The sequence below is a fragment of the Pseudomonas sp. H9 genome, assembly GCF_004353925.1.
In the GTDB taxonomy this organism is placed as follows: domain Bacteria; phylum Pseudomonadota; class Gammaproteobacteria; order Pseudomonadales; family Pseudomonadaceae; genus Aquipseudomonas.
The window spans coordinates 43,644-67,521 of record NZ_SMOK01000023.1 but is presented as its reverse complement, the minus strand read 5'-3'; the positions used below and the strand labels follow the sequence as shown (position 1 = coordinate 67,521).

The following is a 23,878-nucleotide window of genomic DNA, read 5'->3' as shown; positions in this document are numbered from 1 at the left end:
CGGCATCTGCCTTTCAGAATACGCCTAGCACACGCCCATGCCCAACTGCATCAACGCCAGCCCACCCTCCTGCCACCCCCACCAAATCAGCAGAAGCAACAGAAGTGCGACCAAGGCCAGCAGCCCGCGCAGCGCCAGACGGCTCATGCCGCTTGTGCCTGCAAGCGCGCGACAGGGCGCTCACGTACGGGCCAGTTGAGGGAGGCAGCCAGCAGGCTGAGCAAGATCGAAATCTGCCAGACCAGATCGTAATTGCCGGTTTGGTCGTACACCACGCCGCCTAGCCACCCGCCCAGGAATGCACCCAACTGATGGAACAGGAACACGATACCGCCGAGCATCGACAGGTTACGCACACCGAACAGCGTTGCTACCGTACCGTTGGTCAGCGGCACGGTCGACAGCCACAGCAAGCCCATGGCGATGCCGAACAAGTAAGCACTGAACTGCGTGACTGGTGCCCAGAGGAACAGCACGATGACCACCGCACGCAGCAAGTAGAGCGCAGTCAACAGCCGTGGCTTCGACATCCGGCCACCCAGCCATCCCGCGGTGTAAGTCCCCACAATGTTGAACAGCCCCACCAAAGCCAGCACCGTGGTGCCAATGGTGGCCGGCAGGTGCTGATCAACCAGATAGGCCGGCAGGTGCACGCCGATGAACACCACCTGGAAACCACAGACGAAAAAGCCCAGTGCCAATAGCCAGAAGCCGGAATGCGAACAGGCTTCACGCAGTGCCTGGCCAAGGCTTTGTTCAGCGCCGTGGCTTGGCAGGGGCCGATCTTTCAACAAGCCCACCATCGGCACAATGAATGCCACCAGCAAGCCCAGCACCAGCAACGCCGCCGACCAGCCGAGCCAGCCAATCAAACCGAGTGTGCCCGGTAGCATGGCGAATTGACCGAAAGACCCTGCCGCACTGGCGATACCCATCGCCATACTGCGTTTTTCCGCCGGAACAGCACGACCGACCACGCCAAGGATTACTGAAAACGAGGTACCGGAAAGGCCGATACCAATCAGCAGGCCTGCACTCAATGACAAGGTGACTGCCGAATCAGACATCCCCATCAGCACCAGCCCGGTGGCGTAGAGAATGCCGCCGACCATCACCACTTTCGCCGCACCCAGGCGGTCAGCCAGGGCGCCAGCAAAGGGTTGCGCCAAGCCCCAGATCAGGTTCTGCAAGGCAATCGCGAAGGCGAACACCTCGCGCCCCCAGCCAAACTCCGCACTCATCGGAGCGAGGAACAGACCAAAGCCATGCCGCACGCCCAGAGACAGCGCCAGGATCAACGCAGCCCCCAGGAGAATCCATCCACTGGTTCGCCATACCGATGTCATTGTTATTCTCTCCATAGCACCGCAAGGTTATGCGGGTATATACCCGCTTTAAGTCGGAAAACACTCACGCAAGCAGTTCCAGCAAACGTACCAGTTCATTGCGCTGGCCTTCACCCAAGGTGTCGATCAGGCTGGCCTGAGCCTTTTCCCACGCTGGCTCAGCCAGGCGCAGGCGCTCATGCCCCTGCGCAGTCAGCACCACCAGGCGATTACGCAAGTCACGCCCTTCTGCCAATGCCACCAGCCCTTCAGCTTCCAACACCCGCAAGTTACGCCCCAAGGTGCTGCGATCCAGCCCCATGGCCTCGGCCAGGGTTGAAATACTGGGCTCATCGAGGCGACGTAAATGACGCAACAAGGAAAACTGCGCGACATTGATCCCAAAGCCTTCAAGGGCCTCGTCGTAATGTCGGCTAACCCCACGGGCCGCTCGACGCAGATGGGTGCAGATGCATTCGCTGGTCAACATGGTTACGTGTATATACCCGCATCAATTCGTAAGCAAGTATTTCCTGACCAATCTACGGCTGCAAACGCTGGCGAATCGGCTCGAACTCGGTCGTGGCGTTACGCACTAAAGGGTCTGAGCGCCCCTCTTCCACTGCCTGCCAGTAAGCCCAAGGCACTTTCGCGCTGCCGAGTTCATAATCCATACCGTCCCAACTGTCTTCTCGAAAGCTGTAGAACGCCCAATGCAGACCTGCCTGATCCAGAGTGCTCAACACATCCTCAAGGTAGGTTCGACAGCCCGACCAACGACGCATACAGCCGAACTCCCCGGCTACCAGGCGGTTGGCAGACACCTGTTTCGCCTGTGCCCATAACAACGGGCGCTGCAGATAGGCCTTGACCCGGTCAGCGTTCCACGTCTGCAACTGCCCGGCAAATGTCACCGGCCCGGGGTAAGCATAAGGAGTGGCACGATTCAGGTTCGGCGCACTGGTGGCGTCATACGGCTCATACATATGAAAGCTGTACAGCACGCGTGCGTCAGGCAACGCCTGCGGCCAATAATCAAATGCGTCGGCGGCGGCATACCAGCCAGCGTCAACCATGATTGGGGTTGAAGGGTCCACCTTACGGATGGCCGCGATGATCTGCGTGTAAAAAGCCGGCAAGTCGCGGGTACCGCCTTGCTGCTGCCGATACCAGCCACGCATGTCGGTGGCGGCTGCATGCTCGGCGAGCCCAGCCCTTTTCTCCGGTGCGGGCTCATTGACCAGGTTGTAGGCGGCAATCGCCGGATGATCCTTGAGCGCCACCGCCAGATCCCGCCAGAACGCAGACGCCTGCTGCCACCAGTCCTTGTCCTGCCAGAGCCGGTCATCAAAGCGGTTCTGATTGTTCTGCGCCCAACGCATTCCCGGCAACGACAGCGGCGCGATCACCACTTTGAGCCCCGCCGCATGAGCGGCATCCAGCACCTGACGCAGTTGCGCCAAGTCATTACTGGCAAGGCCGGTGTAACCATCGGCATCGCCCAACAGGAAGTCGCGACCCGCTGGCTGCCACTTGTCATAAGACAGGCGCACCCAACTGGCGCCATAGGCCTTGAGCGCCTGGAAATACGCCAGATCAGGTGGCAGACGGTTGAAACTGTTGCCGCCGTGGCGCGGTGTGTCCCAAAACGTGATCACGTCAGCAGCCTGTACGCTACCGAGCCCACAACACAGGGCCAATAGCCCGCTTCGCAGCAGTACCCTCATTGCTCACCGCCCTGACCAAATGAGGGTAAGCATACGCGGCATATCCGCCGAAGCATTACCCCTTGCCGAAGGGGTGCGACTACAGCGCCAGGCTGAGTAAAACCGTCAACTCCAGCAATTCCAGGAGCGCGCCAGCGGTATCGCCGGTGGTGCCAGCCAAACGACGCATCATCAAACGACGCAACCAGAAAAACACTACAGCAGCCACAGCCACAACATACAGCCCTTGCAGACCTATCAGGCTCAAGCACAAGACGCCGCTGGCAAGCAGTACCCACCAACCGCTGCGTCGCGGCAGATGCTCGGCCAGCGCCTGGCCCAATCCGCCAGCACGCACATAAGGCGTGGTCAGAAAAAGCCCGAGCATGGCCGCACGCCCCACCACTGGCGCGACGATCAACAACAGGCCCTGGCCACGCTCCACCAGTACCAGCAGAGCGCAAAATTTGAGCAACAACACCAGCACCAGCGTGACCACAGCAATCGGCCCGCTGCGTGGGTCTTTCATGATTTGCAGGGTACGTTCGCGGTCGCCGAAGCCACCCAACCAGGCATCGGCGCTGTCCGCCAGGCCATCCAGGTGCAAGCCACCACTGAGCAGCACCCAGGCACTGAGCAGCAAGGCGCTGTGCAATAGCAGTGGGCTGCCGTCGAGCATGCTGTTCAGGCCCCACAGCAGTACACCGAATACGGCCCCCACCACCGGGTAAAACAGCAGCGAACGTCCCATTTGTTCAGGTGCGGGCATGCCCGGCAAACGCACGGGCAAGCTGCTGAGAAATTGTAGGGCAATCCAGAACGGCAGCATGCTAGTGCACTTCTCGCAGGCCGCCGTCGCCCAGCACTTCAAGGCGACACAGCGCGCCATGGCCTACCTCCACTTGCAGGAGCTGTTCGCGGGGCAGCCCCCTGGCGCACGCCAGCAACAGGCGCATCACACCACCATGCGTCACCAGCAACACGCGCTTGCCGGCATGTTCAGCATGCAACGCAGCAATCGCGGCCAGCACGCGCGCAGAGAAATCGCTTACCGCTTCTGCGCCAGGCGGTGTATAGCTGTAAGGATCCGCCCAGAACTGCCCCAGTTGCTGCTCGTGGGTGAGCATCAAGTCAGCGGCACTGCGCCCTTCCCACTCACCAAAATGCAGTTCTTGCAGCCCGGGAGCCAGTTGCACAGGCAAGCAACTGCGCTCACCCAGCGCCTGAGCAAAACGCGCACAGCGCTGCAACGGTGAACTGACCACTACCTGCCACGGCCCGGCGGTATCCACTGCAGCTTGCATCTGTGCCCAGCCTTTGGCCGTAAGCGCATCATCCAGGCTGCCGCGCAGACCGCCTCCCAGCTCGGTTTCACCGTGACGCAAGAGGTCGATGATCATGCGGGTCGGTCCGCCACGGCCGCTTCGGCGAAGGTCGCCATCTGCCCGTGCAGGTCGCAGGCCAGGCGCAACACCGGCACCGCCAACGCCGCACCACTGCCCTCACCCAGACGCAAGCCAAGCTCCAGCACCGGCTCGGCATCCAACTCAGCCAGCACACGACGGTGCCCAGGCTCGGCGCCGCGGTGGCCAAACAGCAACCAGTCACGGCTACTCGGGTTGAGCCGCGTGGCTACCAGCGCAGCAACCGTGCAGATAAAGCCGTCGACCAACACCACAATCCCGGCTTGCGCACAGCCCAGGTAAGCACCCACCAAGGCAGCGATTTCAAAGCCCCCGAAGCAGAAAAGCTGCTGCAAGGGCTCATCCGCCAGGCCGCGATGCAGTGCCAACGCACGCTCGATCACCTCGGCCTTGTGCTGAACACCTGCGGCATCCAGGCCGGTGCCCGGACCACTGAGTTCAATCGCCGGGCAACCCAGCATTGCACATGCCAGAGCACTGGCGGCCGTGGTGTTGCCGATGCCCATCTCACCACCGATGAACAAGCAAGCACCATTGGCGGCTGCGCGCAAGGCGCTGTCGCGCCCGCCCTGCAAGGCTTGCAAGCCTTGTGCATTAGTCATGGCCGGGGCCTTGGCGAAGTTCGCCGTACCGGCCCCAACCCGCAGGTGACGCACACCCGGCAGATTCAAATCCGGGTTGACGGTGCCCAGGTCCACCACTTCCAACTGAGCATTGAGCTGCCGCGCCAACACGCTGATCGCTGCGCCACCGCCAACAAAATTCTGCAGCATCTGCCCGGTCACCGCCTGCGGGTAAGCGGAAATACCTTCGGCAACCACCCCATGATCACCGGCGAAAATCGCGATACTGACCTGATCCAGATTCGGCTTGAGCTGCCCTTGCAAACCGGCAAGCTGCACGGCAATCGACTCCAGCCGCCCCAGCGACCCGCTTGGCTTGGTCAATTGCTGCTGACGCGCCAGGGCCTGTTCGCGAGTAGCCTGATCAACGGGACGGCAGGCATCAAGCCACCAGGTCTGACTCATGGTGCGGTTCCTTTCAAAGTAAGTGGCAAGCCAGCAACGGTGAGCACCACCCGCTGACACCGCTCGGCAATAGCCTGATGCAACCAGCCGGCCTCATCGACATAACGACGAGTCAGCTCGCCCAGCGGCACCACCCCAAGCCCGGTTTCGTTGCTGACCAGAATGACCTCACCCGGCAAGCCAGCCAGGCAATCCAGTAGCGCTGTGCGTTCGCTTTGCAAGCGCTCGGGGTCATCGAGCATCAACAGGTTGGTCAGCCACAGGGTCAGGCAATCAACTAGCAGGCAACGTTCGGCGCTGGCATTGGCGCGCAGCACCTGAGCCAGGGCCAACGGCTCCTCGATCAACCCCCAACTGGCTGGCCGGCGCTCACGGTGCAACTGCACCCTGGCATTCATTTCAGCGTCCAACGGCTCGCTGGTGGCAATGTAGGTGACGGGCAAGCCGCTGCGTTCGGCCAACTGTTCAGCCAGGCGGCTCTTACCGGAGCGAGCACCGCCGAGAATCAAATTAAGCATGTCCGCTGATCCCGCACAGTTGACGTAAACGCGTGGTATCCAAGTGTTGCTCGACCAAATCCGCCAGGCGCTCAATGTCGCGCTCGCGCAGCGCCTGGTAGTCGATGTGCTCAACCTCTTGCAGACCGGCCCAGCGCAGCAACGCCGCGCAAGACGACGGGCTTTCGAACAGGCCATGCAAGTAGGTCGCCAGAATCTGCCCATCAGCACTGATTGCACCGTCGCTGCGGCCATCAGCCAGCAGTACGGCGGGATGCTCCAACGCCGCGCCCTGGGTCACCCCGGCATGGATTTCATAGCCACTGATCGGCGCCTGCTCCAACTGCAAAGTACCCGCAACGTTGCGCAGCTGTTTCTCCGCCTCCAGTACCGTGACGAAATCCAGCAAGCCCAGGCCCTCACTGCTTCCGGCTGCACCTTCCAGCCCGAGCGGGTCTTCGACGCGTTTACCCAGCATCTGCAGGCCTCCGCAGATGCCCAGCACCTTGCCGCCGTAACGCAGGTGGCGAGCGATGGCCTGGTCCCAACCACGCGCACGCAGTTGCGCCAGGTCGCCGCGCACGCTTTTTGAGCCCGGCAAAATGATCAGGTCGGCGGGTGGAATGGAGTCGCCAGGGCCAATGAACTGCAAGTCCACTTGTGGGTGCAGGCGCAGCGGGTCGAAATCGGTGTGGTTACTGATGCGCGGCAGCACCGGCACGATCACTTTAAGCGCGCGCGCCGCCTTGTCGCCCTGGCGCTGGTCGATACCGTCTTCGGCCTCCAGGTGCAGGTCCATCACATAGGGCAGCACGCCCAACACCGGCTTGCCTGTGCGTGCTTCAAGCCAGTCCAGGCCGGGTTGCAGCAAGGCAATGTCGCCACGGAAACGGTTAATGACAAAACCTTTGACCCGCGCTTGCTCGCTGGGCGACAGCAGCTCCAGCGTGCCGACCAGATGGGCAAACACTCCGCCTCGGTTGATATCGGCGACCAGGATCACCGGGCAGTCCACCGCTTCGGCAAAGCCCATGTTGGCGATGTCGCCCGCACGCAGGTTGATCTCGGCAGGCGACCCCGCCCCTTCAACCATTACCACCGGGTACTGTGCGGTCAATCGCTGGTGCGACTCCAGCACCGCCTGCATCGCGATCACTTTGTAATCGTGATACGCCACAGCGTTCATGCTGGTGACCGCGCGACCATGGACAATCACCTGTGCGCCGGTATCGCTGTTGGGCTTGAGCAGCACCGGGTTCATGTCGGTATGGGGCTCAAGCCTTGCCGCCTGAGCCTGAACGGCCTGCGCCCGGCCGATCTCACCACCGTCGGCGGTTACCGCACTGTTGAGCGCCATGTTCTGTGGCTTGAAGGGCACTACTGCCACGCCTTGACGCAATAACCAGCGGCACAGCGCAGTCACCAGCGTGCTTTTGCCAGCATCGGAAGTGGTGCCCTGCACCATCAAGGTACTCATGGCCTGTCCTTTCGGTAGTCGTTGAACGCCTGTTCGAGGCGTTGGAAATCAGCATCCGTGGCCGGCAGGCCAAAACGCAGGCTGGCCGGCTGCGCGAACAGGCGCAGCAAAATTCCGCGTTGAGCCATAAACTCATGCAACTGTTCAGCCTGTTCAGTCACCCGGTACTGGAACAAGTCGCAGCCCCCGCTCGGGGCAAAGCCCGCACGGATCAGCATGCCAGCCAAGCGTTGGCTGGCAGCGGCACAACGCGCGATCTGCTGCTGGTGCGCGGCCGTGTCGAGCAAACAAGCCTGGCCAAGCCTTCGCGTCGGCCCGCTGATGGTCCAGGGCCCGAGCAGCTCGGCCAACCGTTGCAACAGCGTGGGTTCTGCCAGCACAAAGCCCAAACGCACGCCTGCCAGACCAAAGAACTTGCCGAACGAGCGCAGCACGATCAGCCCCGATTGATCGGCATGGGCGCCAATGCTGTGCTGCGGGCTGTTGTCCATAAACGCTTCGTCAACCAGCAACCAGCCACCACGCCGCGCCAGACGCTGGTGCCAGCCCAACAACTGTGCAGCGTGGTGCAGGCAACCGGTAGGGTTGTTCGGGTTAACCACCACCAGCACATCAAGGCTGTCGAGGTGATCGTCGACCTGCTCGCTGTGCAGCTCGATCACCTGATGCCCGGCACGCCGCCAGCCCTCGGCGTGCTCGGCATAACAAGGCGACAGCACGCCAACCGTGCCGCGTGCGCGCAGATGAGGCAACGCCTGAATCGCAGCCTGGGAGCCAGCTACCGGTAAAACATGCGTGACACCGTAATACGCAGCGGCGGCCTGCTCCAGGCCGTCGTCGGTTTCCGGCAAGCGCGCCCAGGCCTGCAAGGGAATCTCTGGAATGGCGTACGGCCAAGGCGCTATCCCGCTGGACAAGTCCAGCCAGTGCTCCCGGGCAATGCCGTAGTGCTGCACGGCGCGCTGCAGGCGCCCTCCGTGTTCAAGCATAGAATTCAGCCCCCAGACACAACAGCAGCAGCCACAACCACACCCCCTGACACACCAGGCGCCAGCCACGCTCGATGGCACTGGCATCCGCCGCCGGGCCTTCACCCAACTGCGGGCGCTCGTGCAGTTCTCCGTGATACACCGCAGGGCCACCCAGCTCGACCGCCAAGGCACCGGCACCGGCGGCCATCACCGGACCAGCATTGGGGCTGTCCCACAGCGGTGCCTGGCGTCGCCAGCAACTCAGGGCCAAACGGGTCTTGCCGAGCACCGCGTAGGTCAAGGCCACCAAGCGCGCAGGCAGGTAGTTGAGCAGGTCGTCAATGCGCGCCGCGGCCCAGCCAAAACGTTCGAAGCGCTCGTTGCGATAGCCCCACATGGCGTCCAGGGTGTTGCTCAGGCGATAGAGCACCACACCCGGCGCCCCCGCCACGACAAACCAGAACAATGCGGCAAATACCGCATCGCTACCGTTCTCCAGCACCGATTCAGTGGCAGCACGTGCCACCGCGGTGTCATCCAGCTCGCGCGTCTCGCGGCTGACCAAAAAGCCCACGCGCTGGCGTGCCAGTTCCAGATCACCTGCACGCAAGGCTGCGGCCACCGGCTTCACGTGCTCCCCCAGGCTGCGCAGCCCCAGCGCGCAATACAGTGCCAACACTTCCACCAGCCAACCGATATAGGGCAGCCAGGACAGCAAGGTAGCCAACAAGGTCAGAGGAATCACCGCCAGAAACCAGGCGGTAACACCGTGGCTGCGCCAGCCGCAGCCCCCGGCGTTGAAACGCTGCTCCAAACGGCTGGCGAAACGGCCAAAGGCAACCAGTGGATGCCGACGCTGCGGCTCCCCCAGCAGCGCATCCAGCGCTACACCGGCAACGGTCAGCAACGCCACACTCATCAAGACTCTCCCCACTGGTTTTCAAATAGCATGTCGCTCAACGGCCGTTCAGCGGCCCAGCCTTCCAGCACCAGCATGGGCGCCGGGTAAAACGCTTCAACCGGCCCCAGGCAGAGCACCGCCAGCGGCTTGGCGCCTGCGGGCATGCGCAACAGCTCGGCCAGCGCCTGAGGTTCGAACAGCGACACCCAGCCCATGCCCAGGCCTTCCGCGCGGGCCGCCAGCCACAGGTTCTGGATCGCGCAGGACAGCGAGGCAAGGTCCATCTCCGGCAAGGTGCGGCGACCGAAAATGTGCTTTTCACGGTCATCCGTCAAAGCCGCTACCAGCAGCTCGGCGCAGTCGCTGATGCCTTCCACCTTGAGCTTCATGAACGCATCCGAACGCTCGCCCAAGGCCTCGGCAGTACGTACCCGCTCGGTTTCCACCAGTCCTTGAATCTGCTGACGCAGCGACGGGTCGGTAATACGAATAAAGCGCCAAGGCTGCATCAGCCCGACGCTGGGCGCCTGGTGCGCCGCCGCCAGCAGACGCGCCAGCAGCTCCGGAGCCACCTCGCCTTTAGTGAAGTGACGCATGTCGCGGCGCTCGCCAATCGCGCGGTAGACCGCCGCGCGCTCGGCGTCGGTGAAGGCCTGATCGCTCATGGGGCTAACAGCGCCGCCGCCGCGTGTGGGTTTGAGGCGAAGTAGAAATGCACGTAAGACGCGGTCAAACGACCTTGCCGGTAGACTGCCTCGGCACCGCGCCCGCCATTGGGGCTATGCCCGCGGGCAATCGGCTCCAGCGAGGTGGTAGTCAGCGAGTGGTGATAGGTGTGCCCGCGCAACACGCCCTCCGGCAACTCCACCGCTTGCAACGCCAGGGCGGCCAAACGCTTCTGCATCACCGCCTCGCCCGCCAGCAAGCCCAGCAACTCGGCGCGCGTTCCGCTGACATCGGTCAAGGCTTCCAACAGGTAGAGCATGCCACCACACTCGGCCAGCAATGGTTTGCCTGCCTGATGGTGGTCGCGAATCGCCGCCAGCATCGACGTATTGGCTGCCAACACCTGGTGGTGCAGCTCTGGATAACCGCCCGGCAAGTAGAGGCTATCGGCCTGCGGCAGCGTGCGGTCATGCAGCGGTGAAAAGAATTTCAGCTCAGCGCCCATGGCACGCAACAGGTCGAGGTTGGCGCCATAGGTAAAGGCAAAGGCTTCATCCCGGGCCACGGCGATGGATACGCCCTCAAGCAAGGGTTCGATCAGCTGTGGCGTCGGCGCAGCAAAGGCCACGGCCGGCGGCAATGACGACTCACAGCTCGCAGCCAGCGCTGCGGCAGCGGCGTCCAGACGGACATCCAGATCATTCAGCTCGCTAGCCTGAACCAGGCCCAGGTGGCGGCTTGGCAACTCGATACCGGTTTCCCGGGACAGGCCGCCGTACCAGCGCAGCCCTTCGGTGAGGCTACCTTCGAGCAACTGGGCGTGCCGCAGGGTGCCGACCCGGTTGGCCAGCACGCCGGCAAACGGCAGGTCCGCTTGATAACGCGCTAGACCCAAAGCCAAAGCACCAAAGGTCTGCGCCATGGCAGTGCCATCAATCACCGCCAGCACCGGTACGGCAAAATGCCGGGCCAGGTCTGCGCTCGACGGCGTACCGTCGAACAGGCCCATGACGCCTTCGATCAGAATCAGATCCGCTTCACCCGCCGCTTCCCAGAGCAGCCGTCGGCTTTCCTGTTCACCGACCATCCACAAATCGAGCTGGTACACCGGGGCGCCGCTGGCTCGCTCAAGAATCATCGGGTCAAGAAAGTCCGGGCCGCATTTGAATACCCGTACCTTGCGCCCAAGATTGCGGTGCAGGCGTGCAAGGGCGGCGGTTACGGTGGTCTTGCCCTGCCCCGACGCCGGGGCTGCGATCAGCACCGCCGGGCAGTGACGCGTGTCACTCATAGCTCAACGCCCTTCTGGGCGCGGATACCCGCCTGGAAGGCATGCTTGATCATGCCCATCTCAGTCACGGTGTCGGCCAGTTCGATCATCTCGTCCTTGGCGCCGCGGCCGGTGACGATCACGTGTTGCATCGGCGGGCGGGCCTGCAGGTCGCTGAGCACCTGTTCCAGATCCAGATAGCCATGCTTGAGGGCAATGTTCAGCTCATCGAGCACCACAAAAGTGATGGCTGGATCCTGCAGCAATTGGCGCGATACCGCCCAAGCGGCTTCGGCAGCGGCGATGTCGCGCTGGCGGTCCTGGGTTTCCCAGGTGAAGCCCTCGCCCATCACGTGGTAACGCACCTGATCAGGGAAGCGCCGGAAGAACAACTCTTCGCCGGTGCTGTTACGGCCCTTGATGAATTGCACCACGCCGCACTGCATACCGTGGCCCATGGCCCGCGCCAGCATGCCGAACGCCGAGCTGCTTTTGCCTTTGCCATTGCCGCTGAGCACCAGCAGCAAACCGCATTCGTTGGGGGCGTTGGCAATTCGCTCGTCGATTACCGCCTTCTTGCGTTGCATACGCGCCAGGTGGCGTTCGTCGCGCTCGGTGGATTCAGTCATCGGAGTCTCCGCATAGCACTATCAATCGGTTCGCAACGGGCCTTGCAGCACAGGGCTGTACAGCGTTCGCAGCAAACAGAAGGTGATAGATGAATGGATATGGCAGACGGAGAAACGCGCAAGGCTGCGGCATGAGCCGAAGGATACGCGCATCACCCTCCGTGATGCCGTTGGCTGTTACAGGCCGGTCTCCGGGCTTGTGAGCGGGGCCATGAACACCCAGGGTCGCGCGCCTTCCCGGGTGTGATCACCCAGTGGCCGTGCGCGGCCTTGACTCACCTACCGTTGCGGGGGCAGCGCCGGACTCGTACGCAATCGCGCACCCACCGGCTTCCCTGTTTCACCCTGCCAGACCGCAGCCTACAGAGCACCTGAAACAAGTCGCGAAGGTTAGAGGGTTGCACCCGGAGCGTCAATGAAAGGCGCAGCACCGGCCTGAATCAATGGCAAGGCAGGCCCGGTGGGAGCGGGCTTGCCCCGCGATTAATTCAAATCAGGGATTGCGAGCCAGCTGAGTCGTAGCCAATACGCGCTTGGCGTTAAGGTAGGCCTTGTTCCAGTAACTATTGGACAGATAATCCAGACGTACGGTACCGCCGGCAGACGGGGCATGCACGAAGCGGCCTTCGCCAACGTAGATCCCGGCATGACTCACCTGTGAACCACCATTGGTGGCAAAGAACACCAGATCACCCGACTGCAACGCATTGCGATCGACATTCGGCGCACGCATGCCAATCATTTCACGGGTCGTACGCGGCAGCGAAATACCCGCAGAGTCACGGTAGACATAACCGATCAAGCCACTGCAATCGAAGCCTGCGTCGGGCGTGTTACCACCCCAACGATACGGCGTGCCCACCAAGCCCAGGGCCTGGAACAGCACATCTTCAGCAACGGGAGAGAAATAAACTTGCGGCGCCATGACCACCGGCTCGACCACTTTGGGTGGCGTCGGAGCATGACTGGAGCAGGCACCGAGCAGTGCCAGCAAGGAAAGTAGAGCGAAGCGCGCCTTCATCGCCATGGTCAGAACATCCTGTCTGAAGCCGTCCGGCGGTGAGGGCCGGAAATAGTTGAGAATTTAGATTAGACGCTTTCTGTAAACACGCACGGCGACGTGCTTTTAAGCGACGTCGCCGTGATATTGCAGGGCCAGGGATCAGTTGCGCGAAATAGTCGTCGCGGTGGGTGCCATGGCCAGTGCACGCTTGGCTTCGATAAAGGTCTTGCTCCAGTAGCGATCACCGAGCTTGTCGATGCGCACACCACCGCTGCGGCGGCTGCTGGAATGAATGAACTGATCGTCACCCAGGTAGATCCCGGCGTGGCTAACACGGCCGCGACCATTGGTGCTGAAGAACAGCAGGTCACCCGGCTTGAGGTTGTTGCGAGCAACCAGCGGGGCTTTCACGTTGATCATTTCGCGGGTGGAGCGCGGCAGGTTCAGGCCGGCCTCTTCGCGGAACAGGTAGCCGATGAAGCCGCTGCAATCAAAGCCGGTGTTCTCGGAGGTACCGCCAAAACGGTAACGGGTACCGATCAGCGACATGCCACGCTCGAGAATGTTGTCAGCCAGGGCTGGCAGTTGGTAAGGCTTGCTGCTGGCGAAATCTTGCAGGTCTTCTTCAGTGGCCATTTCTTCCTCGAACACCAGCGAGGTGGAGGGCTTGGCCGAAACTTGAGAGATAACCGATTGTTGATCCTGCTGCTGCGAAACAGGGCTTTGGGCCGCGCAGCCAAAAAGCAGGGTCACAAGTGCGAGGGGCACGAGGGGTGCGAAGCGATTTAGCATGGGCACGACCGTGTCTTGGATTTAAAGAAGTCGAGACTATGCCTTCTATCGCATCGATTTGCAAATTCAATCGAAAAAAATGTGACTTTTATGTGCCGAGGCTCTAGCCCCTGCCTTACCAGCCTAAAGTTTCTTTCAAAAACGGGATTGTCAGCTTGCGCTGAGCCTGCAAAGAGGCCTGATCGAGACGTTCGAGCAGGTCGAACAATGCGCTCATGCTGCGCGTGCCGCGAGTCAGAATGAAATGCCCGACTTCGTCTGTCAGGTGCAGGCCACGGCGGGAAGCACGCAGTTGCAGGGCACGCAGCTTGTCTTCGTCAGACAGCGCACGCATCTGGAAAATCAGCGCCAGGGTCAGGCGCGACTTGAGGTCGGCGAGCTTGATCGGCAATTCACGTGGCGAGCTGGACGCCGCCAGCAACAGGCGACGGCCACTGTCACGCAGGCGGTTGAAGAGGTGGAACATCGCCTCTTCCCACTCGGGCTTGCCGGCAATGACATGCAGATCATCGAGGCACACCAGTTCGTACTGCTCCAGGTTGTCGAGCAGTTCGACACCCCGATCAAGCAGTTGCGCCAGCGGTAGGTAGACGGCGGGTTCGCCCAGTTGCTCAAAGCGCAGGCAGGCGGCTTGCAACAGGTGGGTACGCCCGACGCCCTGCTTGCCCCAGAGGTAGATCAGGCTTTCGGTCCAGCCGGCGTCGGCTTCGCAGAGGCGCTCGACGTAGCCCAATGCGGCGGCGTTGGCACCCGGGTAGTAGTTGATGAAGGTGGCGTCGTCACGCAGACGCACACCCAAGGGCAACTGGATCGGTTTCATGCTGGCTGGGCAGTCCCGGGGAACCGCAAAGGGCCTTTTGTGAAAAGTCTGCAAAGTTTATACCCGTGGCGCCACGCGCACAATCAGCGTGGACCACAAGTAAAATCAAAGGCTTGCATCGGTGCCTGGCAATCGATGAAAGCCATTGGCTATTAAGTTACAGGTCCGGGTCAATCTCACCACCGTACATGTCCGACTCTTTATAGAGGTCATGGACGTGACGCAGCAGCACCATGATCACCGCCGCCACTGGCAGCGCCAGCAAAACGCCGGTAAATCCGAACAATTCACCACCGGCAAGAATGGCAAAAATCACCGCTACCGGATGCAAGCCAATGCGATCACCTACCAGTAACGGCGTCAGCACCATCCCCTCCAGCGCCTGCCCGACCATGAACACTGCCATGATGCCCAGCAGTGGGTACAGGTCGCCGCCGAACTGGAACAACCCGGCAATCATCGCCGCGCCAATACCAATAATGAAGCCCATATACGGCACGATGGCCGCCAGCCCGGCCAGCAGGCCGATCAGCAAGCCAAGTTCAAGGCCGACCAGCATCAAGCCGGAGGCATAGATCACACCCAGCGCCAGCATCACCATCAACTGGCCACGGACGAAGGCACCGAGCACTTCATGGCACTCGCCTGCCAATGCCACTACCCGCTCCTCGCGCTGGCGCGGCAGCAGGCTACGGAGCTTGGCCATCATCAAATCCCAATCGCGCAGCAGGTAAAAACTCACCACCGGGATCAGCACCAGATTGGCCAACCAACCCAACAGGGCCAACCCCGACGCCGTCGCCTGAGACAGGATCACCCCGACAATGTCGGTAGTCTGGCCCATATGACCACTGATGGCCGCCTTGATCTTGTCGAACTTCCAGAAGCCCTCAGCCAGCCCGAAGCGGGTCTGCAGCCATGGCAAGGCATCGTGCTGGAGCCAGTCGAGCATTTGCGGTGCCAGCTCGTAGAGGCGTACCAGCTGCTTGGCGAGCATCGGCACCAACACCAGCAACAGCAAAGTCAGCAGTAAGGTAAACAGGGTGAATACCACCACCACACCCCAGGTACGGGACATGCCGGTACGTTCCAGGCGATCCACCAGCGGGTCGGCGAGGTAAGCCAAGAGAATCCCCACCAGGAACGGCGAGAGGATCGGGTGCAGCCAGTACAGCAATACAGCGCACAGCACGATTACGCCGGGCCATACCCAGCGACGCATATCAATCATGAACGGCTCCAGGCCTGGTCAGACATTACCAACGAAAACGCAGGCCATTGAACGGTTGGGCTACAGCTGCCTGGGTCGCGACCGGGCTAGCCGGATCAGCCGCCGGTTGCGCCGGTTGCGATACCGGCGCCTCGGCGGGTAGCTCTTGCAGCTTAGCCAGGCCTAATTGGGCGCGTAGCTGATCGCTGTTACCCGTCACCTGATAGATCAAGGTATCGCCAGTCACTTGGTTGAGGCGCCCACCATACGGCTCCAGCACCCGGCCCAACTCGGCATAACGCGCCAAGGTCATACCCTGCACCTGGACCTGCATGACACTGCTGGCACCGGGGCGCGCCACGAAGCGAGGCGCCAGGCGAGCACTGACCGCCAGCATCACCGCATCGGCCAATGCAGCCTGATCGGCCGCTTCGACCTTGCCCTGCTCACGCTGCTCACCCAACCACAAGCGCCAGGTGCCCTGCCATTTGCCATCAGCCTCGCTGGCGTGCACCGCCAACAAGGCATCTGCACCATAACGTTCCGAGGCATCACGCAACGGCGCAGGGTCTGCCCCTTCCAGATTTTTTGCAGTGGCAACCAGTTGTTCGTTGAGATCGGCCAATGGCAGACGCAACGGCAGGCCTCGGTGCTGCGCGGCACGACGCAAGGGCGTGGCACTGTTTTGGCCGTCCCCCACCAGACTTGAGCCCTCGGTGCTGTCGTTCAACCACCAGCCGAGGATCGAAGGCCGGTTGTTGCCCCACAGTGCCAGGCCGGCCTGACGAAGCGCGCGCTCAGTGCTGCCCGGGTCAAAGTCCACCAGCACGGTTTCCGGGGGGCCGGCCTCGAAACCGAACTGGCTGATGATTTGTTGTGGGTCCTTGCGCAAGCTTGCCAGGGCCGGGCTCTGCGCCGCCTTGGGGTCACCGGTCAGGCGCAGCACGAGGGTTTCAAGGGCTTTGCCGGTGGCCTGAGCACGGGCTTCGGTGCCTTGGCCATCGACCGGTTCGCGAACTTGATAGAGACCGGAAACGGTTTCGGCCTGAGCCGACAGGCCAAACAAGGCAAGACAGCCAACGGCCAGGTAATGACGCAAACGCATGTAGGATTCCTGTCCTGATAATAAAGAAGCGATGCTTTCAACAGTGGTTGGTATGACCGCAGCACCGTGCAAAACATTCAGCCTGCCCGGCCAATTTCACCTCATCGCCTTTGCTATACCTTATACAGCCTATGCCCCGGCAACCAGTCAGACACCATTAAAGGTTATTTTTTTAGCCGAACAGGCCCCTGCCCGTCGGCCTGAGGATGGCCGCTACCGGGCAACCCTGATAAAATCGCGCGCCTTCGCAGACCGGTGACGGTCAGGCAGCCGGAAATGCTCCGCCTTGCCTGGCAGATCGCGGTCGATTCCCCTGAATCCCTCCCTCTTAAAGGCCTGGATCATGAGCAAGCAACCCTCCCTGAGCTACAAGGACGCCGGTGTAGACATCGACGCCGGTGAAGCATTGGTCGAACGCATCAAAGGCGTTGCCAAGCGCACGGCGCGCCCGGAAGTCATGGGCGGCCTGGGCGGTTTTGGCGCCCTCTGTGAAATCCCGGCCGGCTACAAGCAACCGGTCCTGGTTTCCGGCACCGACGGTGTGGGCACCAAACTGCGCCTGGCGCTGAACTTGAACAAGCACGACAGCATCGGCCAGGACCTGGTCGCCATGTGCGTCAACGACTTGGTAGTGTGCGGTGCCGAGCCGCTGTTCTTCCTCGACTACTACGCCACCGGCAAGCTCAACGTTGACGTTGCCGCTACCGTGGTGACCGGCATCGGCGCTGGCTGCGAACTGGCAGGCTGCTCCCTGGTTGGTGGCGAAACCGCTGAAATGCCTGGCATGTACGAAGGCGAAGACTACGACCTGGCCGGCTTCTGCGTCGGCGTAGTGGAAAAAGCCGAAATCATCGACGGCTCCAAAGTAGCCACTGGCGACGCGCTGATCGCCCTGCCGTCTTCCGGTCCGCACTCCAATGGTTACTCGCTGATCCGCAAGATCATCGAAGTAGCCGGTGCCGACATCGAAAACATCCAGCTCGACGGCAAGCCGCTGACCGAACTGCTGATGGCCCCGACCCGCATCTACGTCAAGCCACTGCTCAAGCTGATCAAAGACACCGGCGCAGTCAAAGCCATGGCCCACATCACCGGTGGCGGCTTGCTCGACAACATCCCACGCGTGCTGCCCAAAGGCGCCCAGGCTGTGGTTGACGTCGCCAGCTGGACGCGCCCGGCGGTCTTCGACTGGCTGCAAGAGCAAGGCAACGTCGACGAGCACGAAATGCACCGCGTGCTGAACTGTGGCGTTGGCATGGTCATCTGCGTTGCTCAGGACCAGGTCGAAGCCGCTCTGCAGAACCTGCGTGACTCCGGTGAGCAGCCTTGGGTCATCGGCCAGATCGGCGTTGCTGCCGAAGGCGCTGCCCAGGTCGAGCTGAAGAACGTCAAGGCGCACTGATGCCGAATACGTCGTGTGATGTCGTGGTGCTGCTGTCTGGCACCGGCAGTAACCTGCAAGCCTTGATCGACAGCACCCGCACCGGCGATAGCCCGGTGCGGATCCGCGCGGTCATCTCCAACCGCGCCGATGCCTACGGTTTGCAGCGTGCCCGTGATGCCGGCATCGACACTGCCGTGCTCGACCACAAGGCTTTCGACGGCCGCGAGGCATTCGATGCAGCCCTGGTCGAACTGATCGACGGTTACCAGCCTCAACTGGTGGTGCTGGCGGGCTTCATGCGTATCTTGAGTGCCGGCTTTGTCCGGCACTATCAAGGCCGCCTGCTGAATATCCACCCGTCACTGCTGCCCAAGTACAAAGGCCTGCACACCCATCAACGCGCCCTTGAAGCCGGTGACCGCGAGCATGGCTGCAGCGTGCACTTCGTCACTGAGGAACTCGATGGCGGCCCGCTGGTCGTACAGGCAGTAATACCGGTAGAGTTGGATGACACGCCGGAACGCCTGGCACAAAGGGTTCACAGCCAGGAACATCAGATTTACCCGCTGGCGGTGCGCTGGTTCGCTGAAGGCCGTTTGCGCCTTGGTGAACACGGTGCTCTACTGGATGGCCAGCCCCTGGCGGCCAGCGGCCACTTGATTCGACCCTAGGAGATACTATGCGTCGCGCCCTGCTCTTCGCTCTTGCCGTGCTCGCACTGCCGCTTCAGGCAGCAGACCTCAAGCCATTCTCGGCCAGCTACACCGCAGACTGGAAACAGCTGCCCATGAGCGGCACCGCCGAGCGCAGCCTGGAAAAGAACGCCAACGGTACCTGGAGCCTCAACTTCAAGGCATCGATGATGATCGCCAGCCTGACAGAAGAAAGCACCCTGCGCCTGGACAAGGATGCCCTGTTGCCACAGACCTACCACTTTGAACGTGGTGGCCTGGGCAAAGCCAAGAAGGTCGATCTGAATTTTGACTGGAACAAAAAGGAAATCACCGGCACCGACCGTGGTGACGCGATCAAGCTGCCGCTGAACCGTGGCGTGCTCGACAAGTCCACCTATCAGTTGGCCTTGCAACACGACATCGCTGCCGGCAAAAAAAGCGTGAGTTACCAGGTGGTCGATGGCGACGAGATCGATACCTATGACTTCCGCGTTCTCGGCACTGAAAAGGTCACCACCAAGACTGGCCAGGTCGATGCCATCAAGGTTGAGCGCGTACGCGATCCTAGCCAAAGCAAGCGCATCACCGAGCTGTGGTTCGCCAAGGATTGGGACTACCTGCTGGTGCAACTGCGCCAGGTCGAAACCGACGGCAAAGAGTATGTGATCGTGCTGCAAGACGGTACGGTCGATGGCAAGTCGGTCAAGGGCAACTGATCGCTGACTGCCAGCTACACCCGAACCCCGCCTTGTGCGGGGTTTTTTATGGGCAGCAAAAACACCTCCCCAACTCATCCCGGTGGGAGCGGGCTTGCCCCGCGATTGCGAGTTGTCAGCCACATCGCATCGCGGGGCAAGCCCGCTCCTACGGAGTTTTCGTGCTTGCATGAAAGATGTTTCATGGGGCAAACATTTACTTAGGCAGCTAACAAACTCTATAAAAGAGTCCTGCGACAGAATGCCGCAGTTAACTGAACCTGGAGTTTGCAGATGACTGTCAAAGTAACTGAGCGCGATGAAACCAAAATGTCTTACGAAAGCCTGGCAGCAGGTCTGCGCATCTGGGATGTGCACCAGCAGGATGAGCTGGTGGGTATGTTCCACAATGAGCATGAAGCCCACAATTACCGTGTTGAACTGGAGTTCCTGGAAAGCAGGCAGCAGCAGGAATAGGCCCTTCAGAAAGCACAAACCCCGCCGAGGCGGGGTTTGTCGTTGTTACCACATCAGGTCATCAGGAATCACGTAGGCCGCGTACGGATCATCGGCATCCGGCTCTTCAACCTGGGTATTGAGCAGGACGATACGCTTGGGATCGCGCTCCTGGATCTTCAGTGCCGCTTCGCGAGGGATCACCTCGTAGCCACCGCCGTGGGCAACAATGGCCAGCGAGCCGCTGCTCAGCTTGCTGCGCATCAGAGCGTTGACCGACAGACGCTTGACCTTCTTGTCGTCGACGAAGTTGTAGTAATCCTCAGTGGTCAGCTTGGGCAGGCGCGACACCTCGATCAATTGCTTGACCTGGGCGGCACGGGCCTTCTGCTCAGCCTTCTCCTGCTGCTGGCGGTTGAGTTCCTGGTCGCGCAGGGCTTTTTCCGCCATGGCTTCCTTGGCCATCCGCTGCTGGCTGTCGTCGACTTCAACCTGGCCCTTGTGTTCCAGGCGTTTCTGTTTCTTCTGATCTTTGTTGACCTGCTTGACCTGTTTCTGGTTGACCAGACCGGCTTTGAGCAATTGGTCACGAAGGGAAAGGCTCATCGTTCACTCACTTATAAACTTCAGTCAGCCGCAGCTGGACAGGTTTTTTTCCTGACGTTTGGCTTCGCCCCACAGCGCATCCATGTCTTCCAGGGTGCAATCTTCAATCGGACGCCCGCTTTCGCGCAATGCCTGCTCGATAAATCGGAAACGTCGTTCAAATTTTTGGTTAGCGCCGCGCAAGGCGTTTTCCGGATCGACCTTCAGGTGCCGGGCCAGGTTGACCGTGGCAAACAGCAGATCGCCTACCTCCTCGGCCAGCGCCGCGCTGTCATTATCGGCCATGGCCTGCAGCACTTCGTCGAGTTCCTCACGCACTTTGTCGAGCACAGGCAAGGCATCCGGCCAGTCGAACCCGACTTTGGCCGTGCGCTTTTGCAGCTTGGCGGCACGAGACAATGCTGGCAAGGCCGCCGGCACATCGTCCAGCAGCGACAGCTGCTCGGGAACGCCCTTCTCGGCACGCTCCTGGGCTTTGATTTCTTCCCAACGCTGCTTGACCTGAGCTTCATCGAGCTTCGGGGTATCCAGCGGAGCGTACAGCTCACCCGTTGGAAATACGTGCGGATGGCGACGGATCAGTTTGCGGGTAATGCTGTCGATCACCCCGGCAAACTCGAAACGGCCTTCTTCACGGGCCAGCTGGCTGTAATACACCACCTGGAACAGCAGGTCGCCCAACTCGCCCTGCAAATGCTCAAAATCGCTACGTTCGATGGCATCCGCCACTTCGTAAGCTTCTTCGAGGGTGTAGGGAATGATCGTGGCGTAGGTCTGCTTGAGGTCCCACGGGCAACCGTACTGCGGGTCACGCAGACGGGCCATGAGGTGGAGCAGGTCGTCTAGGGTGTACATCTCGGATCCTTATCGCGGGACAAGCCCGCTCCCACAGTTGATCCCCTGTGGGAGCGGGCTTGCCCCGCGATCATAATTTCAAGGGGTACGATTACGCCGCGTCTCGATGATGTTCGGCAACTGCGAAATCCGCCCGAGCAAGCGCCCAAGCGCATCCAGCCCCGGAATCTCGATGGTCAGCGACATCAGTGCAGTGTTGTCTTCCTTGTTCGAGCGGGTGTTGACCGCCAGAACGTTGATCCGCTCATTGAGCAGCACCTGGGAGACATCACGCAGCAAGCCTGGGCGATCGTAGGCGCGAATGATGATGTCGACCGGGTAGGTCTGCACCGGCACCGGCCCCCAACTGACCTGAATAATCCGCTCAGGCTCACGCCCCGCCAGTTGCAGCACCGAAGCGCAGTCCTGACGGTGAATCGTCACTCCACGGCCAACGGTGATGTAACCGACAATCGCGTCGCCTGGCAGCGGCTGGCAGCAGCCGGCCATTTGTGTCAGCAGGTTGCCCACGCCCTGGATCTGGATATCGCCGCGCTTGCCGGGTTTGTAGCCGGTCGCCTTACGCGGTACCAGCTCAACGTGCTCGCTGCGCTCAGGCTCGACCAGTTGCTGAGCGGCGTTGACCAGGTGCGCCAGACGCAAGTCGCCGGCCCCCAGAGAAGCGAACATGTCTTCAGCAGCCTTGAGGTTGACCTTTTCCGCCAAACGCTCGAAGTCGACTTGAGGCAGGCCCAGGCGGTTGAGCTCGCGCTCAAGCAAGGTCTTGCCGGCGGCAACGTTCTGGTCACGCGCCTGCAGTTTGAACCAGTGAACAATCTTGGCCCGCGCCCGCGAGGTGGTGACGTAGCCCAGGTTCGAGTTCAGCCAGTCGCGGCTGGGGTTGCCGTGCTTGCTGGTGATGATCTCGACCTGCTCGCCGGTCTGCAGGCTGTAGTTGAGCGGCACGATCCGCCCGTTGATCTTCGCACCACGGCAGTTGTGACCGATTTCAGTGTGCACGCGATAGGCGAAGTCCAGCGGCGTAGCGCCCTTGGGCAGATCGATTGCATGGCCGTCCGGGGTAAACACATACACCCGGTCGGGCTCGATATCGACACGCAACTGTTCGGCAAGGCCGCCGATATCACCCAGCTCTTCGTGCCACTCCAGCACCTGACGCAACCAGGAGATTTTCTCCTCGTAATGGTTGGAGCTGGATTTGACGTCGGTTCCTTTGTAGCGCCAGTGCGCGCAGACGCCGAGCTCGGCCTCTTCGTGCATGGCGTGGGTGCGGATCTGCACTTCCAACACCTTGCCCTCGGGGCCGATCACTGCGGTGTGCAATGAGCGATAGCCGTTTTCCTTGGGGTTGGCGATGTAATCGTCGAACTCTTTCGGAATGTGCCGCCAGAGGGTATGCACGATCCCCAGCGCGGTGTAGCAGTCGCGCATTTCCGGAACCAGTACGCGTACCGCACGCACGTCATAGATCTGGCTGAACTCCAGGCCTTTGCGCTGCATTTTGCGCCAGATCGAATAGATGTGCTTGGCCCGACCGCTGATGTCAGCCTTGACCCCGGTTGCCAGCAACTCGTTCTGCAACTGGTTCATCACATCGCTGATGAAACGTTCACGGTCCAGGCGCCGCTCATGCAGCAGCTTGGCGATCTGCTTGTATTGCTCCGGTTCCAGGTAGCGGAAAGACAAGTCTTCCAGCTCCCACTTGATATGCCCGATGCCCAGCCGGTGCGCCAGCGGGGCATAGATATCGAACACTTCGCGGGCGACACGATGACGCTTCTCGTCATCGGCACCTTTGACCGCCCGGATGGCGCAGGTACGTTCAGCCAGTTTGATCAACGCCACTCGGACGTCATCGACCATGGCCACGAGCATTTTGCGCAGGTTTTCGACCTGTGCCTGGGAACCCAGCACCAGCGACTGGCGCGGGCTGAGGCTGGCGCTGATAGCCGCCATGCGCAGTACGCCGTCGATCAGTTTGGAGACCACCGGACCGAAACGTTGACCGACTTCGGCCAGGGTCACCTTGCCTTCGCGCACGGCACGGTAGATCACCGCAGCAACCAGGGAGTCCTGGTCGAGCTTGAGGTCGGCGAGAATTTCGGCAATTTCCAGACCGGCCTGAAAACTTGAGGTGCCATCGGCCCAGGAATGCTTGGCCGGGTTACCCTTTTTCTCGATTTCCTGTGCGAACTCGCAAGCCGCCTTGAGGGCTTCACGGTCCAGCGCCAGGTCGACGCTCACCACATGATCCAGCCATGCTTCGAGATTGATACTGCCGTCTGTGTTGACCGGCTGGTGCACTCTCACCTGTACCATCTTTGTTTACCTTTCCCTACAGCGCATTCGCGATGCGCTTGAAATCACTGGTGCTGCCCCTGCCG

General features: G+C 61.2%; 26 protein-coding genes and 1 riboswitch. Of the genes, 4 read left to right on the top strand and 22 right to left on the bottom strand.

Going from position 1 to position 23,878, the window contains the following annotated elements; translation table 11 throughout:
• Window positions 1-24: 24 nt before the first annotated feature.
• The 19 genes from E1573_RS27010 to E1573_RS17855 form a co-directional block, all read right to left on the bottom strand.
• A complete protein-coding gene (locus E1573_RS27010; RefSeq protein WP_256659565.1) occupies window positions 25-147 on the bottom strand; it encodes a hypothetical protein in 123 nt (40 codons plus the stop codon).
• On the bottom strand, window positions 144-1,346 hold the full coding sequence (locus E1573_RS17940; RefSeq protein ID WP_133215922.1) for an MFS transporter: 1,203 nt from the start codon (window positions 1,344-1,346) through the stop codon (window positions 144-146). The genes E1573_RS27010 and E1573_RS17940 overlap by 4 nt, the downstream gene beginning before the upstream one ends.
• 64 nt (window positions 1,347-1,410) lie before the next feature.
• The gene (locus E1573_RS17935; protein ID WP_133215921.1) at window positions 1,411-1,815 is read right to left on the bottom strand and encodes a MarR family winged helix-turn-helix transcriptional regulator; all 405 of its coding nucleotides are present in this window, start codon (window positions 1,813-1,815) and stop codon (window positions 1,411-1,413) included.
• A 52-nt stretch (window positions 1,816-1,867) separates the two neighbouring features.
• Window positions 1,868-2,980 carry a glycoside hydrolase family 5 protein gene (locus tag E1573_RS17930; protein ID WP_256659572.1) on the bottom strand — a complete coding sequence of 371 codons (1,113 nt, stop codon included), beginning with the start codon at window positions 2,978-2,980 and terminating at the stop codon, window positions 1,868-1,870.
• A 151-nt stretch (window positions 2,981-3,131) separates the two neighbouring features.
• The gene (locus tag E1573_RS17925) at window positions 3,132-3,860 is read right to left on the bottom strand and encodes an adenosylcobinamide-GDP ribazoletransferase (RefSeq protein WP_133215919.1); all 729 of its coding nucleotides are present in this window, start codon (window positions 3,858-3,860) and stop codon (window positions 3,132-3,134) included.
• A 1-nt stretch (window position 3,861) separates the two neighbouring features.
• Window positions 3,862-4,431 carry an alpha-ribazole phosphatase family protein gene (cobC, locus tag E1573_RS17920; RefSeq protein WP_133215918.1) on the bottom strand — a complete coding sequence of 190 codons (570 nt, stop codon included), beginning with the start codon at window positions 4,429-4,431 and terminating at the stop codon, window positions 3,862-3,864.
• Window positions 4,428-5,483, bottom strand: coding sequence for a nicotinate-nucleotide--dimethylbenzimidazole phosphoribosyltransferase (gene cobT, locus E1573_RS17915; RefSeq protein ID WP_133215917.1), 1,056 nt, complete (start codon window positions 5,481-5,483; stop codon window positions 4,428-4,430). The genes cobC and cobT overlap by 4 nt, the downstream gene beginning before the upstream one ends.
• Complete coding sequence (gene cobU, locus E1573_RS17910; protein WP_133215916.1) at window positions 5,480-6,001, bottom strand: bifunctional adenosylcobinamide kinase/adenosylcobinamide-phosphate guanylyltransferase; 522 nt, start codon at window positions 5,999-6,001, stop codon at window positions 5,480-5,482. The genes cobT and cobU overlap by 4 nt, the downstream gene beginning before the upstream one ends.
• Window positions 5,994-7,457 (bottom strand): cobyric acid synthase, encoded by a 1,464-nt coding sequence (locus E1573_RS17905; protein WP_133215915.1) that lies wholly within the window; start codon window positions 7,455-7,457, stop codon window positions 5,994-5,996. Before E1573_RS17905 ends, cobU begins: the two co-directional genes overlap by 8 nt.
• Window positions 7,454-8,446, bottom strand: a complete 993-nt coding sequence (gene cobD / locus E1573_RS17900; RefSeq protein ID WP_133215914.1) for a threonine-phosphate decarboxylase CobD — start codon at window positions 8,444-8,446, stop codon at window positions 7,454-7,456. Before cobD ends, E1573_RS17905 begins: the two co-directional genes overlap by 4 nt.
• The gene (gene cbiB / locus E1573_RS17895; protein WP_133215913.1) at window positions 8,439-9,347 is read right to left on the bottom strand and encodes an adenosylcobinamide-phosphate synthase CbiB; all 909 of its coding nucleotides are present in this window, start codon (window positions 9,345-9,347) and stop codon (window positions 8,439-8,441) included. The genes cobD and cbiB overlap by 8 nt, the downstream gene beginning before the upstream one ends.
• Complete coding sequence (gene bluB, locus E1573_RS17890) at window positions 9,347-9,994, bottom strand: 5,6-dimethylbenzimidazole synthase (protein WP_133215912.1); 648 nt, start codon at window positions 9,992-9,994, stop codon at window positions 9,347-9,349. Before bluB ends, cbiB begins: the two co-directional genes overlap by 1 nt.
• Complete coding sequence (locus E1573_RS17885) at window positions 9,991-11,286, bottom strand: cobyrinate a,c-diamide synthase (protein ID WP_133215911.1); 1,296 nt, start codon at window positions 11,284-11,286, stop codon at window positions 9,991-9,993. Before E1573_RS17885 ends, bluB begins: the two co-directional genes overlap by 4 nt.
• The gene (cobO, locus tag E1573_RS17880) at window positions 11,283-11,894 is read right to left on the bottom strand and encodes a cob(I)yrinic acid a,c-diamide adenosyltransferase (RefSeq protein WP_133215910.1); all 612 of its coding nucleotides are present in this window, start codon (window positions 11,892-11,894) and stop codon (window positions 11,283-11,285) included. Before cobO ends, E1573_RS17885 begins: the two co-directional genes overlap by 4 nt.
• Before the next feature lie 164 nt (window positions 11,895-12,058).
• Window positions 12,059-12,284: riboswitch (cobalamin riboswitch) on the bottom strand.
• A 103-nt stretch (window positions 12,285-12,387) separates the two neighbouring features.
• Entirely contained in the window at window positions 12,388-12,921 is a 534-nt protein-coding gene (locus E1573_RS17875) for a C40 family peptidase (protein ID WP_133215909.1), read from the bottom strand.
• Between the two features lie 135 nt (window positions 12,922-13,056).
• Complete coding sequence (locus tag E1573_RS17870; RefSeq protein WP_133215908.1) at window positions 13,057-13,689, bottom strand: C40 family peptidase; 633 nt, start codon at window positions 13,687-13,689, stop codon at window positions 13,057-13,059.
• Between the two features lie 115 nt (window positions 13,690-13,804).
• The gene (hda, locus tag E1573_RS17865) at window positions 13,805-14,509 is read right to left on the bottom strand and encodes a DnaA regulatory inactivator Hda (protein ID WP_010220358.1); all 705 of its coding nucleotides are present in this window, start codon (window positions 14,507-14,509) and stop codon (window positions 13,805-13,807) included.
• A gap of 157 nt (window positions 14,510-14,666) precedes the next feature.
• The gene (locus tag E1573_RS17860) at window positions 14,667-15,740 is read right to left on the bottom strand and encodes an AI-2E family transporter (RefSeq protein ID WP_133215907.1); all 1,074 of its coding nucleotides are present in this window, start codon (window positions 15,738-15,740) and stop codon (window positions 14,667-14,669) included.
• A gap of 25 nt (window positions 15,741-15,765) precedes the next feature.
• On the bottom strand, window positions 15,766-16,824 hold the full coding sequence (locus E1573_RS17855) for a DUF2066 domain-containing protein (protein ID WP_133215906.1): 1,059 nt from the start codon (window positions 16,822-16,824) through the stop codon (window positions 15,766-15,768).
• 343 nt (window positions 16,825-17,167) lie between these two features.
• Here E1573_RS17855 and purM point away from each other — a divergent pair, with 343 nt between their 5' ends.
• The 4 genes from purM (at window position 17,168) to E1573_RS17835 (ending at window position 20,054) form a co-directional block, all read left to right on the top strand.
• Complete coding sequence (gene purM, locus E1573_RS17850; protein ID WP_133215905.1) at window positions 17,168-18,226, top strand: phosphoribosylformylglycinamidine cyclo-ligase; 1,059 nt, start codon at window positions 17,168-17,170, stop codon at window positions 18,224-18,226.
• Window positions 18,226-18,879 (top strand): phosphoribosylglycinamide formyltransferase, encoded by a 654-nt coding sequence (gene purN / locus E1573_RS17845; RefSeq protein WP_133215904.1) that lies wholly within the window; start codon window positions 18,226-18,228, stop codon window positions 18,877-18,879. The genes purM and purN overlap by 1 nt, the downstream gene beginning before the upstream one ends.
• A gap of 8 nt (window positions 18,880-18,887) precedes the next feature.
• On the top strand, window positions 18,888-19,598 hold the full coding sequence (locus E1573_RS17840; RefSeq protein WP_133215903.1) for a DUF3108 domain-containing protein: 711 nt from the start codon (window positions 18,888-18,890) through the stop codon (window positions 19,596-19,598).
• Between the two features lie 273 nt (window positions 19,599-19,871).
• Window positions 19,872-20,054 carry a hypothetical protein gene (locus E1573_RS17835; RefSeq protein WP_133215902.1) on the top strand — a complete coding sequence of 61 codons (183 nt, stop codon included), beginning with the start codon at window positions 19,872-19,874 and terminating at the stop codon, window positions 20,052-20,054.
• Window positions 20,055-20,099: 45 nt separating this feature from the next.
• Here the strand turns inward: E1573_RS17835 and E1573_RS17830 are convergent, their stop codons facing one another.
• The 3 genes from E1573_RS17830 to relA all read right to left on the bottom strand — a co-directional run bounded on the left by E1573_RS17830 (window position 20,100) and on the right by relA (window position 23,813).
• Entirely contained in the window at window positions 20,100-20,639 is a 540-nt protein-coding gene (locus tag E1573_RS17830) for a DUF2058 domain-containing protein (protein WP_133215901.1), read from the bottom strand.
• 24 nt (window positions 20,640-20,663) lie between these two features.
• Window positions 20,664-21,494 (bottom strand): nucleoside triphosphate pyrophosphohydrolase, encoded by an 831-nt coding sequence (gene mazG / locus E1573_RS17825; RefSeq protein ID WP_133215900.1) that lies wholly within the window; start codon window positions 21,492-21,494, stop codon window positions 20,664-20,666.
• Window positions 21,495-21,572: 78 nt separating this feature from the next.
• Window positions 21,573-23,813 carry a GTP diphosphokinase gene (gene relA / locus E1573_RS17820; RefSeq protein ID WP_133215899.1) on the bottom strand — a complete coding sequence of 747 codons (2,241 nt, stop codon included), beginning with the start codon at window positions 23,811-23,813 and terminating at the stop codon, window positions 21,573-21,575.
• Window positions 23,814-23,878 lie beyond the last annotated feature (65 nt).